Source organism: Ornithinimicrobium kibberense (assembly GCF_006519705.1).
GTDB classification, from domain to species: Bacteria; Actinomycetota; Actinomycetes; order Actinomycetales; family Dermatophilaceae; genus Ornithinicoccus; species Ornithinicoccus kibberensis.
This window is the reverse complement of record NZ_VFXM01000002.1, coordinates 113,292-128,167: the sequence shown is the minus strand read 5'-3', so window position 1 is coordinate 128,167 and position 14,876 is coordinate 113,292. Positions and strand designations below refer to the sequence as shown.

The window sequence follows — 14,876 nt, the reverse complement described above, 5'->3', positions numbered from 1 at the left end:
CGTGCGACCGCCTACCCTGGGCCGGGTGCGCATCGACATCTGGTCCGACATCGTCTGCCCCTGGTGCTCCATCGGCCGACGCCGGCTCGAGCAGGCCATCGAGGTCGTCCGTGCCGAGGACGGCGACGGTGCCGACGGCGTCGAGGTCGTCTGGCGGTCCTTCCAGCTCGACCCGGACGCCCCGGTCCCGCCGGCCGAGACGACGGTGGAGGCGCTCGGGCGGCGCTACGCGGCCGGGCCGGCCCAGGTGGCGGCGATGGTCGGGCAGGTCCGCGACCTGGCCGCCCAGGAGGGGCTGACGCACCGCCCGGAGGAGGCGCCCCACGTCAACAGCCACGACGCGCACCGCCTCCTGCACCTGGCACGGGAGATCGGCGGGTCGTCGCTGCAGGCCCGGCTCGTCGAGGCGCTGATGGCGGCCTACCACGCGGACGCGCGGGACGTCAGCGACCACGACGTGCTGACGGAGGTGGCGGTCGGGGCCGGGCTGCCGGCCGACCGGGTGGGCGCGGTGCTCGCCGGCGAGGAGTATGCCGACGCGGTCGCCGCGGACATCGCGCGGGCGCGCTCCTACGGCGCGACGGGAGTGCCGTTCGTCGTCGTGGCCGACCGCTACGGGGTCGCGGGGGCCCAGCCGGTCGAGGCCTTCGCCGACGCGATCAGGCGGGGGCTGGCCGACGGGGCCTGAGGCTGCCGGTCAGTCCTGGCCGCGCAGGCTGGCGCGGTCGGCCACGAGGTAGGCCACCGCCGCGAGCAGGCCCAGGGTGATCGCGCCCACCGCGGCGAGCAGGACCACCTCCTGCACCTGGGTGCGCCCGGCCGCGTTCGGGCCCAGCCAGCCCAGCAGGCCACCCAGGACCGCGCCCAGCACGGCCCCGGTCGTCAGGAACCGGACCAGGTCCGGCCGTCGACGCACCGGCACGTGCTCCGGCCCGGGCCGGTCGACGGTCTCGAGGTCGTCTCGCTCGCGTGCCACCCTCCCAGTATCACCCCGGTGGCTGGGAGGACGCCCGCCGAGCGCGCGGCCGCCGGAGACGGCACAATCGCTGCCAGGTCGGCCACCGCCGGTGGCCGCAGGGTCGCACGGGCAAGGGAGCTCCGCGTGGTCGCCGGTCCCACCCCCGCCGAGCTGGCGGTGCAGATGCTGGAGGCGCAGGACGTGCCCACGGCCGTCGAGGTCATGGGCACCTGGCTGGCCCAGGTCGGCGGCGCCGCCATGGCCGTGCGCCTGAGCTTCCGCGCCGGGGTCACCGACTGGCAGATCGCGGCGCCGGCGTCCACCCCCCTGCCGCCTGCCGAGGAGTGGCCGGGCCCGGAACGGTTCCTGCAGCACCCCTTCACCCGGTTCCACCGGGACACCGGCTCGCTGCGCCCCACGCTCCTGCAGGACGCCGTGGCTGCCGGGTGGACGCCGGACGCGCAGACCCAGGAGGAGTACGAACGGCTGCGCCTGTCCCCCCACCAGCTGACGATCCCCACGGCCCGCGACCCCGGGGAGCTGCGGCGTGGGGACTGGCGCGGGTGGGTGCTCGTCGCCGAGGAGCCGCTGCCTCCGTCCGCGGTCGGGCGGCTCGAGGAGGGGCTGTCGACCATCGTCGGGGCCGATTCCCACCTGGGTCTGCTGGACCGCCTCGCCCCCGCGCCGCCGGAGGCTCCGCCGCTCACCACCCGGGAGCGGATGATCCTCACGCTGCTGGCCCAGGGCCGCACGGCCGCGGCGATCGCCTCCCGGCTGGCGATCTCCCCGCGGACCGTGCACAAGCACCAGGAGCACCTCTACCGCAAGCTCGGCGCGGTCGACCGGCTCTCCGCCGTCCTCGCCGGGCAGCGGCTGGGGCTGCTCCCGGCACCGCCCCTCCTGGACCCGGTGCCGGAAGGCTCCGTCCGCGACCGGGCGCTCACTCCATCGGCGGCAGCGTGCAGCCTGCCTCGACCAGGGCGGGCATGAGCATGCCGAAGAGGCTGCCGAAGTGGTCGTCGGTGAGGTAGCCGATCGGCGGCGGGTTCTTGCCCTTGGCGTGGGCCCCGGCCCCGATGGTGGCCCTGCTGTGGACGAGCGGCTCCTGCTCGAACCCCCACAGCTGCACCCAGTCGGCCACCACCGCGTCCGCGACCGGACCGCAGGTCTCCTGCTCGTCCGGGGCGAGGAGGAACATCCGCACCATCCCGCTGACCGGCACCCAGGCGGTGCCGTTGGCGGCCAGCCGCTCGTAGGCCTGCTCCTGCCAGTCGTGCTTGTAGCACTCGTGCGCCGAGGCCGCGGTGGCCCCGACCAACGACAGGGCGGCCCCGGCCGCCAGGGCCCCGACGGCCCGTTGTCCCATCCGCATGGCTGCTCCCTCGTCGTCGTGCGCCCCGGCGGGGCGCCCCGGACCAGCGTGGCGGCAGCGGTGCGGCGGGCACCATACGCAGTGGTGCGTACCCCGACGGCTCAGACGAGGGGCAGGTGGCCCGACAGGTCCGCCCGTTGCCCGGACGCGCTGACCGTCCCCTCCTCGACGGCCTGCGCCCAGGACAGCCTGCCCGTGGCGAGGGCCAGCCAGGTGGCCGCGTCGGTCTCGACGACGTTCGTCGGGGTCCCGCGGGTGTGCCGCGGGCCCTCGATGCACTGGACGGCGGAGTAGGGCGGGACCCGCACCTCGACCGACCGCCCGGGGGCGCGCAGCGCCAGCTCCTCGGTGGTCCACCGCACGGCCGGGCCCAGGACGGCGCGCCCGAGCGCGGCGGTGGCGGCACGCCATACCTGCGGGTCGTCCTCCCCCTGGATGGCCGCGCGCCAGGCCGCCAGGGCCTGCTCCCCCTCGGCCGGGTCGGTGCGCCGTCGGGCCGGCACGCCTCAGCCCAGCGGGTCGCGCTCGATCGGGCAGGACATGCAGCGCGGACCGCCGCGGCCCCGACCCAGCTCGGAGCCGGACATCGTCAGCACCTCCACGCCCTGGGCGCGCAGGTAGTCGTTGGTCACCGTGTTGCGCTCGTAGCCCACGACGACGCCGGGCTCCAGCGCGAGCACGTTGCAGCCGTCGTCCCACTGCTCGCGGGCGGCGGCGCGCGGGTCCTGGTCGGCGGCGAGCACGCGCAGCGAGTCCAGGCCCAGCGCCTCGGCGATGACGTCCATCATCCGTTCGGGCGCGTTGCGCCGGATGACCACGTCGACCTCCCCGTCGCCCGCCACGTCCCCGGCGGTCATCGTCCACGACGGCAGGTCCGGAAGCCCGCTGTAGCGGGTGAAGGTGCCCTCGTCGATCATCGTCATCACGGTGTCCAGGTGCATGACCGCCCGGGCCTTGGGCATGTCCAGCGCGACGACCGTGGTGACGTCGCCGGCGGCGAGCATGCGGCGCGCGAGCCGTTCCACGCCCATCGGCGTGGTGCGCTCGGACAGCCCGACGAGGACGACCCCCCGGCCGAGGACGAGGATGTCGCCGCCCTCGGCGGTGGCCGGTCCGTCGTGCACGCCGTGGGCCCACCAGCGCATGCCCGCGTCGGCGAACATCGGGTGGTAGGTGTAGATGGCGTCGTAGTGCACCGTCTCCCGGCGCCGCGCCTTCTTGTGCATCGAGTTGACCGCGACGCCGTCGTGCACCCAGGCGGAGGTGTCCCGGGTGAACAGGTGGTTGGGCAGCGGCGCGAGCACGGCGTCGTGCAGGTCCAGCTGCTCGATCATCAGGCTCTGCGGGGAGGGGATGGCGTCGAGCACCTCGGCCTTGGTGATCCCCCCGATGAGGTGGCGGGTCAGCCGGGCGTCGTCCATCTGCTCGAAGGCGGTGCGCAGCTCCTCGGCGGCCATCGGCCCCACGTGCCGCTGGTCCAGGGAGGCGTCGAGGATGTAGCGGCGCGCCTCGGGAACGGCGACGGTCTCGCGCAGCAGCTGGTCGAAGTGGTGGACGGTGATACCGCGGTCGGTCATCAGCCGGGAGAAGTGGTCGTGCTCCTCCTGGGCCTTCTCCACCCACAGGATCTCGTCGAAGAGGTAGCGCTCCTTGTTCGCCGGGGTCAGGCGGTGCATCTCCAGGCCCGGGCGGTGGACGATGACCTGGCGCAGGCGACCGACCTCGGAGCCGACGTGGAACGGCATACCGTGGCTTCCTCTCTCGTGGGACGCCCGACCGGGCGGCGGGGCGCCTCATCCTCCCACGGACGAGGTATGGGGTGCAGGTGCCGTCAGGGGTGGTCGGGCGCCGGTGGCAGGATGGCGCCCATGCGAGCCACGATCCTCCACGCGCCCGGTGACGTCCGCCTCGAGGAGGTGCCCGACCCCACCCTGGTCCGGCCGACCGACGCGATCGTCCGGGTGACCGCGAGCTGCGTCTGCGGGTCGGACCTGTGGCCCTACCGGGGCATCAACCGGGTCGACAAGCCGCGGCGGATCGGCCACGAGTTCGTCGGGATCGTCGAGGAGGTCGGCGACGAGGTGACCTCGGTGCGGCCGGGGCAGTTCGTCATCGCCCCGTTCCGGTTCAGCTGCGGCCGGTGCGCCCACTGCCGCAACGGCGTGCAGACCTCGTGCGTGCTGGGCGGCGACGGCTGGGGCGGCCGGGACGGCGACGGGGAGTGGACGCCCGGGTGCCAGGGGGACGTGATGCGGGTGCCCTACGCCGACGCCACCCTCGTCGCCACGCCCGAGGTGCCCGACGAGGATCTGCTGCCCTCGATGCTGGCGCTGTCCGACGTCATGGCCACCGGGTGGCACTGCGCGGTCTCGGCGGGGGTGCAGGAGGGCGAGACCGTCGTCGTCGTGGGCGACGGGGCGGTGGGCCTGTCGGCCGTGCTCTCGGCGGCCCGGATGGGTGCCGGCCGGGTCGTGGCGATGTCGCGCCACGAGCCGCGCCAGGACATCGCCCGCCGGTTCGGCGCCACCGACGTCGTCGCCGAGCGGGGCGAGGAGGGTGCGGAGCGGATCCTGGAGCTGACCGACGGCGTGGGGGCCGACCGCGTGCTCGAGTGCGTCGGCACCGGGGAGTCGATGACCCAGGCGTTCGACTCGGCGCGCCCGGGCGGGACCGTGGGCTTCGTCGGCGTCCCGCACGGCGTGGAGGTGCCGGTCGGGCGGATGTTCCGGCACAACGTCGCGCTGGCGGGCGGGGTGGCTCCGGTCCGGCACTACCTGGAGCAGCTGCGCGACGACGTGCTCGCCGGCGAGATCGAGCCCGGCCTCGTCTTCGACCTGACGCTGCCGCTGGCCGAGGTGGCCGAGGCCTACCGGGCGATGGACGAGCGCCGGGCGATCAAGGTCATGCTCACGCCCTGAGGGGGTTCGGGGAAGGAAGAACCCCTCGCGCACCTGGAAGAGCTCACCTGCCCTTGCTGCATTCCTGCCCTGGGGGAGTTCAGTGAGGTACCACCGCACGAGGGGTCCGGGGACCAGTGTAGGCGACCGGTGGCGGACGGGCCAACGAGCGGGTCGACGTGCGGCCGACGTGCGGGCCGCGCCCCGGGGTGGCCGCACGACGCCCGCCACGCGGTACGCTGGTGGTGCCATCGCGGCTGGACACCTTCGACGCGTCGATCTGCTGCAGATCCGCTGGACCAGCTCGCTCCCGGGGACGTCTCCGTCCGGGGCTGCCGGGCGTCCTCGCCTGCGGGTGAGGTGCGGGCCAGGTCCCGCCGGGGATTGACCGACCACTCCTGAGGAGGAGTTCGTGGCTCGAGGAGCCCAGCGTCCCAGCGGCGCACGCACGCGTCAGAACGGCGCACGCACGCGCCAGCACGACGCCCGCACCCGCACCCGGCGCGGGCCTGGCCACGACGCCGACGGCACGATCCAGGTGCTCGCCAAGGTGGTCCGCGAGGTCGAGGCCGCGGTCAGGCGCGGCCGCACGCCCCCCTCGGTCCGGACGAAGTTCCAGGTGGTGGCGCTCCTCATGCGTGAGGAACGGGCCCGCGTCAAGGCGGACGGGGAGATGTCGGCGGCGCGGCGTACCGAGGAGCTCAAGCGCCTCGACGGCATCGCCACCATCCTGGCGACGACCGCCGCCCGCGACACCACCCTCCTCGGCCTGCTCGCCGACGACGCCGTCATCACCGACCGGGCACGGTCGTTGCGCCGCGAGCTCCTCGAGCAGGCCGGCGTCGAGGTGCCGGAGGAACCCGTCGAGCAGGCCCCGCCGGCCGAGCCCACGCCGGCCGTGCAGCGACAGGTGGTGCCCCCGTCGGTGCTCTCCCGTCAGCGCGCCAACCCCTTCCTCCCGCCCGACTTCTCCGCCGTCGCCCGGCGCACGGCCAGGCCCCGCCGCCTCGCCGGCTGGGAGCTCATCGAGCCGCTGCTGCGGTCCTTCGAGGACGGTGGGGCGCTCTCGTGCATGGACCTGCCGGAACCGGCCCCCACCCTGCTGCCCGACGGGCTCGAGCTCATGCCGCACCAGGCGAGAGTGGTCGCCGCGGCCGCGACGGGCCACCGGACGTTCCTGCTGGCCGACGAGCCCGGCCTGGGCAAGACGGCGCAGGCGCTGCTCGCCGCCCAGGCGGCGGACGCCTACCCGCTGCTCGTCGTCGTGCCGAACGTGGTCAAGATGAACTGGGCGCGCGAGGCCGCGCTGTGGACCCCCGCCCACCGGGCCACGGTGGTCCACGGCGACGGGCACTCGATCGACGGCTTCGCGGACATCATCGTCGTCAACTACGAGGTGCTCGACCGGCACGTGGGCTGGCTCGGGGAGCTGGGCCTGCGCGGGATGGTCGTCGACGAGGCCCACTACATCAAGAACCGCAAGTCGCAGCGGTCCCAGCACGTCCTGCGCCTCTCCGAGCGCATCCGCACGCGGACCGGCCACCCCCTGCTCATGGCCCTCACCGGCACGCCGCTGATCAACGACATCGAGGACTTCACGGCGATCTGGCAGTTCCTCGGCTGGATCGACGAGACCCGCCCGGTCGGTGAGCTGATGGAGGCGCTCGAGGAGATCGGTCTCACGCCGGCCGACCGGGGCTTCTCCGCCGCCGCCCGCGCCGCCGTCGTCGAGCGCGGCATCGTGCGGCGACGCAAGGTGGACGTGGCCACCGACCTGCCCGCCCGCCGCGTCGCCGACGTGCCGGTGGAGCTCGACGACGAGGCCGGCCGCTCCGTCCGGGCCGCGGAGCAGAGCCTGGCCCGCCGTCTCGTCGCGCGCTACGAGCAGGCGCTGGAGGCGCGACCCGGCGGCGGGGCCGTCGAGGGCGTCGACCACGACCTCGTGCGGAAGGTCGCCGCCAGGGAGCGGGCGAGCAGGGCGACGGCCTCGGACGAGAACGTCTTCAGCATGATGCGGCGCATCGGTCAGGCGAAGGCGGGGCTCGCGGCCGACTACGCCGCGCAGCTGGCCCGCAGCGCCGGGAAGGTCGTGCTCTTCGCCAAGCACATCGACGTCATGGACACCGCCGAGGAGACCTTCGCCCGGCGGGGCATCCGGTACGCCTCCATCCGCGGGGACCAGACGGCGTCGGCCCGGCAGAAGCACATCGACGCGTTCACCGAGGACCCGGACGTGGCCGTCGCCGTGTGCTCCCTGGCCGCCGCCGGCGTGGGCATCAACCTGCAGGTGGCCTCCAACCTGGTCCTGGCGGAGCTGTCGTGGACCGACGCCGAGCAGACCCAGGCCATCGACCGCGTCCACCGCATCGGGCAGGAGGAGCCGGTCACGGCGTGGCGGATCATCGCCGCGCAGACCCTCGACACGAGGATCGCCGAGCTCATCGACAGCAAGGCGGGGCTGGCGGCGCGGGCCCTCGACGGGGCCGACCAGGAGGTCCCCGACTCCGCCGACGTCCAGCTCGAGGCGCTCGTCACGCTCCTCGAGGAGGCGCTCGGGGAACGCGTCGTGGGGCCGGCGGCAGGCTGACGCCGCCTCAGCCCAGCCACCAGGCCACGGCCACCCCGGCCCCCGCGACGAGGAAGGCGAGCGCCCAGATCCGGTCGAGGTTGACCCAGTGCGAGCGCAGCACCCGCAGGCCGAGGACCTGGTAGACCACCAGGGCGGTGGCCCCGGCGGCCAGCGCCATCCCCAGGGCGTGGACGACCGCGACCAGCACGGCCGCCCGCAGGTCGCCGGCGAGGGCCCCGGCGACGGCGTCCTCGTGGCTGCTCGTCGTCGTGGCCAGCAGCACGGGGGCCAGCATGAGACCCGCCCCGGTGGCGGTGGACATCAGGAAGGACCACCAGGCCAGCTGCCAGGGTCGCAGCCGCATCCCCACCCAACGGAAGTGCCGCGGCCGCAGCAGCTGCACGGCCCCGACGACCAGCAGGACGAGCGCGACGGCGCCCAGGGCGAGGCTGCGGGAGACCTGGCTGGCGAAGAGGGTGACGACCAGGGCGGTCGGCAGCACCGACAGCTCGTGGCCCAGCACGATCCACGCCAGCGAGCGCAGCAGGGCCCGCCGGCTCTTCTCCTGCAGCCCGTAGGACAGCGCGAACAACCAGCCCATGGCCGGGTTGACGCCGTGGAAGAGCCCCAGCCCCAGGGCGGCGAGCAGGGCCGCGACGTCGACCGCACCGCCCCCGGCGTGGCCGGCGTGGGTCAGCAGCACCTCAGCTGAAGCAGTAGGAGTCGCTGGAGGCGTCGCCGCCCTCGAGGTGGGTCTGGTGCACGCGGTTGCCGCGGAAGTCGTCCCCGTGGGGGAAGAACCGCTCGTCCAGCGTCATCCGGCCCGTCCCGGGGTCGATGTCGGCCTTGGCCATCCAGGCGCCCACCCCGTCGGGGTAGAACTGGTCGTCCCAGGCGCCGTACAGCGAGTTGGTCCAGTAGACCCGCCGTCCGTCGCGGCTGATCTCCACCATCTGCGGGGCGCCGGCCAGCGGCAGGTCGGGGGCGGCGGGGTGGCTGGCCCGCGTCATGATGCCGCCGAGCCGGATCTCACCGACCTGCCTCGGGTGCAGCGGGTCGGTGACGTCGAGCTGGATGCTCTGCCCGGTGCCGAAGCAGGAGACGTAGAGGAACCGGTCGTCGACGGACAGGTCGATGTCGGTGATGAGCGGGGGGACCGCCTTGAACGGCCGCAGCAGCTCGGGCAGCCGGTCGACGTCCTCGTCGGCCACCGGCTCGGCCGGGATGTCGAACACCTTGGTGATGGTGAAGTCGCCGTCCCTGCCGTCGCGCTGCCAGCACCAGATCGAGCCGGAGAGGTCCTCCAGGCTCAGGACCACGCCGACGAAGCCGTACTGCTGGTCGGGGTCGTGGGCCGGCCGCAGCTCCAGGGCCATCTGGTACTGCGGGCCGAGCTCGAGCGTCTGCAGGTGGGTGCGGCGGACGAGGTCGAAGACGTGGACCTTGTTGCCGTAGCGGCCGGCGAGCAGGTCCTCGGGCAGCACGCCGTTCTCCACCTGGCGGGGGGTGCCCCACTCGCTGGTGATCATCCGGTCGTGGTTGAGGTGCCACCAGAAGTCGTAGGCCAGGTACTGCTCGCCGCGGTCCCTCTCCCAGGTGCCCTTGACCTCGAAGGTGTCGTGGTCCAGCAGGGCGATCCCGCCCGGCCCCTCGTCCCCCTCGGCGGAGCCGAGGTTGGTGACGTAGATGCCCTCGGGCCCGCAGTGGGCGGTGTGCGGGCGGGAGTAGCCGCTGCGGGCCTTGTACACCTCCGGCTCGATGACCTTGGCGATCGTGGGGTTGCGGGGGTCGTCCCTGACGTCGACGAAGTGGATCCGGGAGGAGCGCAGCCCCATGAGCAGCAGGTAGCGACGCTCCACGTGCGGGTGGGCGCTGCCGGGGCACAGGGCCGAGGAGCAGGCGTTCCAGCCGTGGTGGTGCAGCTCGTCCCCGACGTTGGGCATCTCGCACCAGCCGACCACCTGCCCGTAGTCCTCCGCCGAGGGGTCGACGGAGACGACCGCGAGCGCGTCCTTGCCCGGCTCCCCCTCCCCCCGCCAGAAGGTGGCGACGAAGGCGTGCTGCTCCGCGGGCGCCTCGCCGGCCAGCTCCGGGGACGGGTAGAAGGTGGGGTCCGGCCGCCAGGTGGTGGTGCCCATGACAGGTCCTATCAGTCGTTCCTATGCGATGGACAAGCAACAGTTATCCTGGCACATCCGCGGTCGTCGCGGAACCTCTGGAACCTTCCTGACCGGGCGCGCACGCAAAGACCCCCGGGGGCCGTTGCGGCACCGGGGGTCGGACGCGTCCTGCGGAGGGACGGTGGCGGAGGATGCGGGATTTGAACCCGCGAGGGGTTTCATCCCCAACACGATTTCCAATCGTGCGCACTAGGCCACTATGCGAATCCTCCGCGGACGAGGATACCTGACCGTCGCGCGAGGGTCGAAACCGCAGGTCAGCGCCGCTTGCGACTGGTCCCGAAGATGGACCGGGTGATCTCCCGCCCGATGACGGTGCCGGCCGAGCGCAGCATCGACCGGAAGGCCGTGGACTCCACGACCTGCCCGATGACGCCCTTGTCCTCCTGCGCCGCCCTGCCGCGCCGCCCGCCCCCGGACCGGGCCGGGGCCTCGGCCTCCTCCTGGGCGGCGGCCTCCTCGGCGGCACGCTGCCGCGCCGCGAGCAGCTCGTGGGCGGACTCGCGGTCCAGCGCCTCGGCATACCTCTCCCGGATCGCCGAGCCGGCCTCCACCTGCCGGACCACGGCCTCCTCGGACGGGCCGATGCGGCCCTGCGGCGCCCGCATCATCGTGTGGGCCACCGGGGTGGGCGCCCCCTTCTCGGACAGGACCGTCACGACCGCCTCGCCGGTGCCCAGCGCGGTGAGCAGCTCCTCCAGGTCGTAGTCGCTCGTCGGGAACGTCGAGACGGTGGCCCGCAGCGCCTTGGCGTCGTTCGGCGTGTGCGCCCGCAGCGCGTGCTGCACCCGGTTGCCGAGCTGGGCCAGCACGCTGTCGGGCACGTCCTTGGGGGTCTGGGTGACGAAGAAGACACCCACCCCCTTGGACCGGATCAGCCGCACGGCCTGCTCGACGGAGTCCAGGAACGCGTCGGAGGCGTCGTCGAAGAGCAGGTGCGCCTCGTCGAAGAAGAAGACGAGCTTGGGCTTCTCGGGGTTGCCGACCTCGGGCAGGTCCTGGAAGAGGTCGGCCAGCAGCCACATGAGGAAGGTGGAGAAGAGCACCGGCTTGTCCTGCACGCCCGGCAGCTCCAGGCAGCTGATGATCCCCTTGCCGTCGTCGGTGAGGCGCATGAGGTCGGCCGTGTCGAACTCCGGCTCCCCGAAGAAGACGTCGCCGCCCGCCGCGGACAGCCCGACGAGCTCGCGCAGGATGACCCCCGCGGTGGAGGTCGCCAGCCCGCCGAGCGACTTCAGGTCGGCCCTGCCCTCGTCGGAGAGCAGGTGCTGGATGACCGCGGTGAGGTCCTTGAGGTCGAGCAGGGCCAGCCCCTGCTGGTCGGCCCAGTGGAACACCAGCCCCAGGCTGGACTCCTGGGTCTTGTTGAGCCGCAGCACCTTCGACAGCAGCGTCGGGCCGAAGGAGGTCACCGTGGCCCGCACCGGCGTGCCGACCCCCGTCCCGCCGAGGTTGAGCAGCTCGACCGGGTATGCGGTGCCGCTCCACTCCTGCGCGAGGGCCCCCATGCGCTCCTCGATCTTCCCGCCGCCCTCGGCCGGCGAGGCCATCCCCGTCAGGTCGCCCTTGATGTCGGCGAGGAAGACCGGCACGCCCTCGTCCGAGAGCTGCTCGGCCAGCACCTGCAGGGTGACGGTCTTGCCCGTGCCGGTGGCCCCGGCGACGAGCCCGTGCCGGTTCATCGAGCCCAGGGGCAGCCGGACGACCGCGTCGGGGACGACCTCGCCCTCGTGCACCGCCCCGCCGAGCACGATGCTCGGCGCGGTGAAGGCATACCCCTCCCGGATGCGGTCGACCTGGGCGCTCGGGCTGCTCTGCTCGTTCTCCTCGCTCACGACGCCGACTCTAGTGCGGGGCGCGGACGGGCCCGCCGCCGCCTACACTTCCGCCATGATCTTCAAGGGGGTGGGCGACGGGCGCCCCTACCCGCCGCACGGCCTAGACGAGGCCCGCGACTGGGCCCACCTGCCGCCGCGGATGCTGCGTCTCGACGAGCTGGTGACCACCCGGGCCCAGCTGGACCTGCACGTGCTGCTGTCCCCCGACTCGACCTTCTACGGCGACATCTTCTGCCACGTCGTCAAGTGGCAGGACGACCTCTACCTCGAGGACGGCCTGCACCGGGCCCTGCGCGCCGCCCTGCAGGGCCGTCCGGTGGTCCACGGGCGTGTCCTGGACCTGGACGTCGGTCGGGGTCGCTAACCTCGCACAGCGGGTTTTCCGCCCGCCCTGCCCCTGACCGACGCGACGGAAGGACCAGCCGTGGGCTACGTGCGCACCGCCGGCATGTCGACGGCCGCCCGCCGGGCCCGTCGGCGGGCCGGGCTGGTCATCGTCGCGGTCCTGCTCGGCCTGCTCCTGGTCTTCGGGTTCGCGCTCGCCTACGTCCAGGGATGGTTCGGGCTCAACGAGGGCGGGACCGACGACGCGGCCGTCTCGACGGCGGTGCCGGCGCCCGCCCCCAGCCTGGCCCCCGAGGACGTCCCGGTGAACGTCTACAACGCCAACGCGGGAAACGGGGCCGCCGGCCGGGCCGGGGAGGCGCTGCGGGCCCGGTCCTTCGACGTGCTGACGGTGGCCAACGACCCGGAGGGAGCGACCATCGACGGGGTCGCGGTCGTCCGGCACGGCCCCGAGGGCGTCGAGGAGGCCGAGGTCCTGCGGGACGCCCTGCCCGACGGGGTCGAGCTGGTCGAGGACGGACGTCAGGCGAGCTCGGTCGACCTCGTCCTGGGGTCGGCGTGGGAGGACCTGGCCGAGCCGGGTGACGACGAGAGCGGCGCGACCGACGCCGAGAGCACCGAGGAAGGCTGACCATGGACCACCACGTCACCCTGTCCCGACGCGTGTCGGCCCCGCCGGCATCCGTCTGGGAGGTGATCACCGACCTCGACCGGGCCGCGGAACGGCTCTCCCAGGTCACCGCCCTGCACGTCGTCTCCGACGGTCCGTATGCCGTGGGCACCCGCTGGCGCGAGACGCGCCGGATGATGGGCGCCTCGGAGACCCAGGAGATGGTGGTCGTGGAGAACGACCCGCTGCGCCGGACGGTCACCGAGGCCGTCGACGGGAGCACCCGCTACCGGACCACCCTGCTGCTGGAGTCGATGGACGACGCCTCGGGCACCCTGCTCACCGTCACCTTCGAGGCCTCCGTCACCGACCCGGGCCGGCTGCAACGACTGGCGCTGAAGGTGGTGGGTCCGCTGGGGACCAAGCTGACCGAGAAGTCGCTGCGGACCGAGCTGGACGACATCGCCCGGGCGGCGGAGAAGCTGGCGCGCGGGTAGCGTGCCGACCATGCGCGAGTTCCGGCCGACCCCGCCGACCGGGGGCAGCGAGCCCGAGGATCCCTGGGCCCTCCAGCCGGAGCGTCGGCAGGCCCCCTCCGGTCCGCCGACGTGGGGCGCCCCCTCCGGCTACGCCCACCCGCAGGGCACCACCGTGCTCGTGCTCGGCATCCTCAGCGTCGTGGTCATGCCGCTGCTCGGCCCGTTCGCCTGGGCCATGGGCCACCGCGCGCTGAAGGAGGTCGACCGATCGGGGGTGCCGGCCACCAACCGTTCGATGCTCGTCGGCGGCATGGTGACCGGCATCGTCGGGACCGTGTTCCTGGTGCTGGGGACCCTGGGGTTCCTGGCGTTCGTCGCGCTGTTCACCACGACCGTCGTGGTCGGCGGCGCCTGAGGGACGCCCTCCTTAGGCCAGCAGGTCGAACACCGACGAGAGGACCACCACGACGAGGGTCGCCGCGGGCAGGACGAGGGCCAGGCGCAGGCGGACGCGGTTGCCTCCGGTCGGTCGTTCCCCGGGGGCCAGGACCAGGTCGGCCTGGTCGGAGTCGAACCACCCGAGCACGCTGGCGACGGCCACGAGGAGCAGTCCGAGGGCCAGCACCGGCAGCGCGGGAGCCTGGAAGGCGGTCGCCGGCAGGAGCACCATCGCGACGACCATGGCCATCACCGGGACCGCCATGAGGACCGCGCCGACCCAGACCCGGGAGAGCAGGGCGCGCAGGACCACGCCCGGGGCCAGCAGGAGCGCCCCCAGGGAGGTCAGCACGAACGCGCCGCCGACGAGAGCGCCCACCGAGACGTCGGCCGGAGCCTCCTCGAGCCACGCCGAGAACCCCCACCCGGTCAGCACCATCCCGACCAGCCCGAGCACCGCCCAGGTCGCCGTGGTCGGCCCCACCGGCCCGGGCGCTGCGCCGTGGCTCGCGGCCAGCTCCCGGGCGTAGGGCCGGGGGTCGCCGAAGGCATCCTGCGCCGTCTCGCCGGACTCGGCCACGTGCGACTCGACGGTGACGAGGGCGTCCCCGATCCGGTCCCCCGGCACGTCGAGCAGGCGCTGCTCGAGGACGAACTTGTCCGCCCAGGCCCGGTCGACGCTGGGCGCGAGGTCGATCGGGTCCCGGTCCGCCGGGTGCTGGGCCGACCGGTCGCGTGCTGGCCGGCCGTGCCCCTGGTTGCTGGTCCTGCTCATCGCTGCTCCCCCTGGGGGTCGAGCGCGCCGTCCGTCAGCGCGCGGGTGGTGGTGGTGAAGGCGGCCCAGTCGGCCGCCTGCCGGTGCGCGTGGGCACGGCCGGCACCGGTGAGGGCGAAGTACTTCCGCCCGGGACCGCCGTCGCCGGGCCGCCACTCGACCTCGACGTGGCCCGCCTGCTCGAGGCGGCTCAGGAGCGGGTAGAGCGTCCCGCCCTTGACCTCGCCGAGGCCGACCTGGGCCAGCCGTTGGGTGATGGCGTAGCCGTAGCTGGGGCCGTCCAGGAGGATGCGCAGGACGCACACCCCCAGGACCCCGCGCAGCCACTCGCTGGGCCACTGCTCTGTCTGCATGACTAGACCATATGCCTGACTAGTCAGGCAGCGCAAATAGTTGGCCTTCCGATGCAGGTGCT

At 73.7% G+C, this 14,876-nt stretch carries 17 protein-coding genes, 1 tRNA gene and 1 other RNA gene; 8 read left to right on the top strand and 11 right to left on the bottom strand.

Annotated features, from left to right (window positions below):
* Positions 1-25: 25 nt before the first annotated feature.
* A complete protein-coding gene (locus FJR00_RS02085) occupies positions 26-688 on the top strand; it encodes a DsbA family oxidoreductase (protein ID WP_141337257.1) in 663 nt (220 codons plus the stop codon).
* A 9-nt stretch (positions 689-697) separates the two neighbouring features.
* Here FJR00_RS02085 and FJR00_RS02080 read toward each other — a convergent pair whose 3' ends face one another.
* Positions 698-976 (bottom strand): hypothetical protein, encoded by a 279-nt coding sequence (locus tag FJR00_RS02080; RefSeq protein WP_141337256.1) that lies wholly within the window; start codon positions 974-976, stop codon positions 698-700.
* A gap of 126 nt (positions 977-1,102) precedes the next feature.
* Between FJR00_RS02080 and FJR00_RS02075 the strand changes: the two genes are divergently transcribed.
* The gene (locus tag FJR00_RS02075) at positions 1,103-1,948 is read left to right on the top strand and encodes a helix-turn-helix transcriptional regulator (RefSeq protein WP_238330257.1); all 846 of its coding nucleotides are present in this window, start codon (positions 1,103-1,105) and stop codon (positions 1,946-1,948) included.
* On the opposite strand, the gene FJR00_RS02070 is transcribed toward FJR00_RS02075, so the two are convergent.
* The 3 genes from FJR00_RS02070 to FJR00_RS02060 form a co-directional block, all read right to left on the bottom strand.
* Positions 1,899-2,330: a hypothetical protein gene (locus FJR00_RS02070; RefSeq protein ID WP_181409457.1), complete on the bottom strand. Its 432-nt coding sequence runs from the start codon at positions 2,328-2,330 to the stop codon at positions 1,899-1,901. The genes FJR00_RS02075 and FJR00_RS02070 overlap by 50 nt on opposite strands.
* A gap of 101 nt (positions 2,331-2,431) precedes the next feature.
* Positions 2,432-2,833 (bottom strand): sterol carrier family protein, encoded by a 402-nt coding sequence (locus tag FJR00_RS02065; protein WP_141337254.1) that lies wholly within the window; start codon positions 2,831-2,833, stop codon positions 2,432-2,434.
* A 3-nt stretch (positions 2,834-2,836) separates the two neighbouring features.
* On the bottom strand, positions 2,837-4,075 hold the full coding sequence (locus FJR00_RS02060) for an arginine deiminase (RefSeq protein WP_075956750.1): 1,239 nt from the start codon (positions 4,073-4,075) through the stop codon (positions 2,837-2,839).
* 123 nt (positions 4,076-4,198) lie between these two features.
* On the opposite strand from FJR00_RS02060, the gene FJR00_RS02055 reads away from it, so the two are divergent.
* Positions 4,199-5,248: a zinc-dependent alcohol dehydrogenase family protein gene (locus FJR00_RS02055; protein ID WP_141337253.1), complete on the top strand. Its 1,050-nt coding sequence runs from the start codon at positions 4,199-4,201 to the stop codon at positions 5,246-5,248.
* 13 nt (positions 5,249-5,261) lie between these two features.
* On the opposite strand, the gene ffs is transcribed toward FJR00_RS02055, so the two are convergent.
* An RNA gene (ffs, locus tag FJR00_RS02050) (signal recognition particle sRNA small type) lies at positions 5,262-5,358 on the bottom strand.
* A 281-nt stretch (positions 5,359-5,639) separates the two neighbouring features.
* On the opposite strand from ffs, the gene FJR00_RS02045 reads away from it, so the two are divergent.
* Complete coding sequence (locus FJR00_RS02045; RefSeq protein ID WP_141337252.1) at positions 5,640-7,814, top strand: DEAD/DEAH box helicase; 2,175 nt, start codon at positions 5,640-5,642, stop codon at positions 7,812-7,814.
* A gap of 7 nt (positions 7,815-7,821) precedes the next feature.
* On the opposite strand, the gene FJR00_RS02040 is transcribed toward FJR00_RS02045, so the two are convergent.
* From FJR00_RS02040 to FJR00_RS02025, 4 genes are all read right to left on the bottom strand, one after another.
* Complete coding sequence (locus tag FJR00_RS02040) at positions 7,822-8,499, bottom strand: hypothetical protein (protein ID WP_238330256.1); 678 nt, start codon at positions 8,497-8,499, stop codon at positions 7,822-7,824.
* A gap of 1 nt (position 8,500) precedes the next feature.
* Positions 8,501-9,934 carry a selenium-binding protein SBP56-related protein gene (locus tag FJR00_RS02035; RefSeq protein ID WP_141337251.1) on the bottom strand — a complete coding sequence of 478 codons (1,434 nt, stop codon included), beginning with the start codon at positions 9,932-9,934 and terminating at the stop codon, positions 8,501-8,503.
* Positions 9,935-10,098: 164 nt separating this feature from the next.
* A tRNA-Ser gene (locus FJR00_RS02030) sits at positions 10,099-10,188 on the bottom strand.
* A gap of 45 nt (positions 10,189-10,233) precedes the next feature.
* Complete coding sequence (locus tag FJR00_RS02025; protein ID WP_141337250.1) at positions 10,234-11,811, bottom strand: helicase HerA-like domain-containing protein; 1,578 nt, start codon at positions 11,809-11,811, stop codon at positions 10,234-10,236.
* A 55-nt stretch (positions 11,812-11,866) separates the two neighbouring features.
* On the opposite strand from FJR00_RS02025, the gene FJR00_RS02020 reads away from it, so the two are divergent.
* From FJR00_RS02020 to FJR00_RS02005, 4 genes are read left to right on the top strand one after another with little or no spacing between them, the layout of a single operon-like run.
* Positions 11,867-12,178, top strand: a complete 312-nt coding sequence (locus tag FJR00_RS02020) for a type II toxin-antitoxin system VapB family antitoxin (protein ID WP_141337249.1) — start codon at positions 11,867-11,869, stop codon at positions 12,176-12,178.
* A 60-nt stretch (positions 12,179-12,238) separates the two neighbouring features.
* Positions 12,239-12,790, top strand: coding sequence for a LytR C-terminal domain-containing protein (locus FJR00_RS02015; protein ID WP_075956755.1), 552 nt, complete (start codon positions 12,239-12,241; stop codon positions 12,788-12,790).
* A gap of 2 nt (positions 12,791-12,792) precedes the next feature.
* Positions 12,793-13,266: an SRPBCC family protein gene (locus tag FJR00_RS02010; RefSeq protein WP_141337248.1), complete on the top strand. Its 474-nt coding sequence runs from the start codon at positions 12,793-12,795 to the stop codon at positions 13,264-13,266.
* Between the two features lie 10 nt (positions 13,267-13,276).
* The gene (locus tag FJR00_RS02005) at positions 13,277-13,663 is read left to right on the top strand and encodes a DUF4190 domain-containing protein (RefSeq protein WP_181409456.1); all 387 of its coding nucleotides are present in this window, start codon (positions 13,277-13,279) and stop codon (positions 13,661-13,663) included.
* A gap of 12 nt (positions 13,664-13,675) precedes the next feature.
* Here the strand turns inward: FJR00_RS02005 and FJR00_RS02000 are convergent, their stop codons facing one another.
* Together FJR00_RS02000 and FJR00_RS01995 are read right to left on the bottom strand one after the other, a co-directional pair.
* A complete protein-coding gene (locus FJR00_RS02000) occupies positions 13,676-14,461 on the bottom strand; it encodes a DUF1700 domain-containing protein (RefSeq protein WP_141337247.1) in 786 nt (261 codons plus the stop codon).
* Positions 14,458-14,814 (bottom strand): PadR family transcriptional regulator, encoded by a 357-nt coding sequence (locus FJR00_RS01995; RefSeq protein WP_141337246.1) that lies wholly within the window; start codon positions 14,812-14,814, stop codon positions 14,458-14,460. The genes FJR00_RS02000 and FJR00_RS01995 overlap by 4 nt, the downstream gene beginning before the upstream one ends.
* Between the last annotated feature and the right edge of the window lie 62 nt (positions 14,815-14,876).

What these genes read in the sequence shown, in the direction of transcription:
- FJR00_RS02000 (WP_141337247.1), bottom strand. Translation starts at nt 14,461, where the DNA reads ATGAGCAGGACCAGCAACCAGGGGCACGGCCGGCCAGCACGCGACCGG.
- FJR00_RS02055 (WP_141337253.1), top strand. Translation starts at nt 4,199, where the DNA reads ATGCGAGCCACGATCCTCCACGCGCCCGGTGACGTCCGCCTCGAGGAG.
- FJR00_RS02005 (WP_181409456.1), top strand. Translation starts at nt 13,277, where the DNA reads ATGCGCGAGTTCCGGCCGACCCCGCCGACCGGGGGCAGCGAGCCCGAG.
- FJR00_RS02060 (WP_075956750.1), bottom strand. Translation starts at nt 4,075, where the DNA reads ATGCCGTTCCACGTCGGCTCCGAGGTCGGTCGCCTGCGCCAGGTCATC.
- FJR00_RS01995 (WP_141337246.1), bottom strand. Translation starts at nt 14,814, where the DNA reads ATGCAGACAGAGCAGTGGCCCAGCGAGTGGCTGCGCGGGGTCCTGGGG.
- FJR00_RS02070 (WP_181409457.1), bottom strand. Translation starts at nt 2,330, where the DNA reads ATGCGGATGGGACAACGGGCCGTCGGGGCCCTGGCGGCCGGGGCCGCC.
- FJR00_RS02010 (WP_141337248.1), top strand. Translation starts at nt 12,793, where the DNA reads ATGGACCACCACGTCACCCTGTCCCGACGCGTGTCGGCCCCGCCGGCA.
- FJR00_RS02035 (WP_141337251.1), bottom strand. Translation starts at nt 9,934, where the DNA reads ATGGGCACCACCACCTGGCGGCCGGACCCCACCTTCTACCCGTCCCCG.
- FJR00_RS02020 (WP_141337249.1), top strand. Translation starts at nt 11,867, where the DNA reads ATGATCTTCAAGGGGGTGGGCGACGGGCGCCCCTACCCGCCGCACGGC.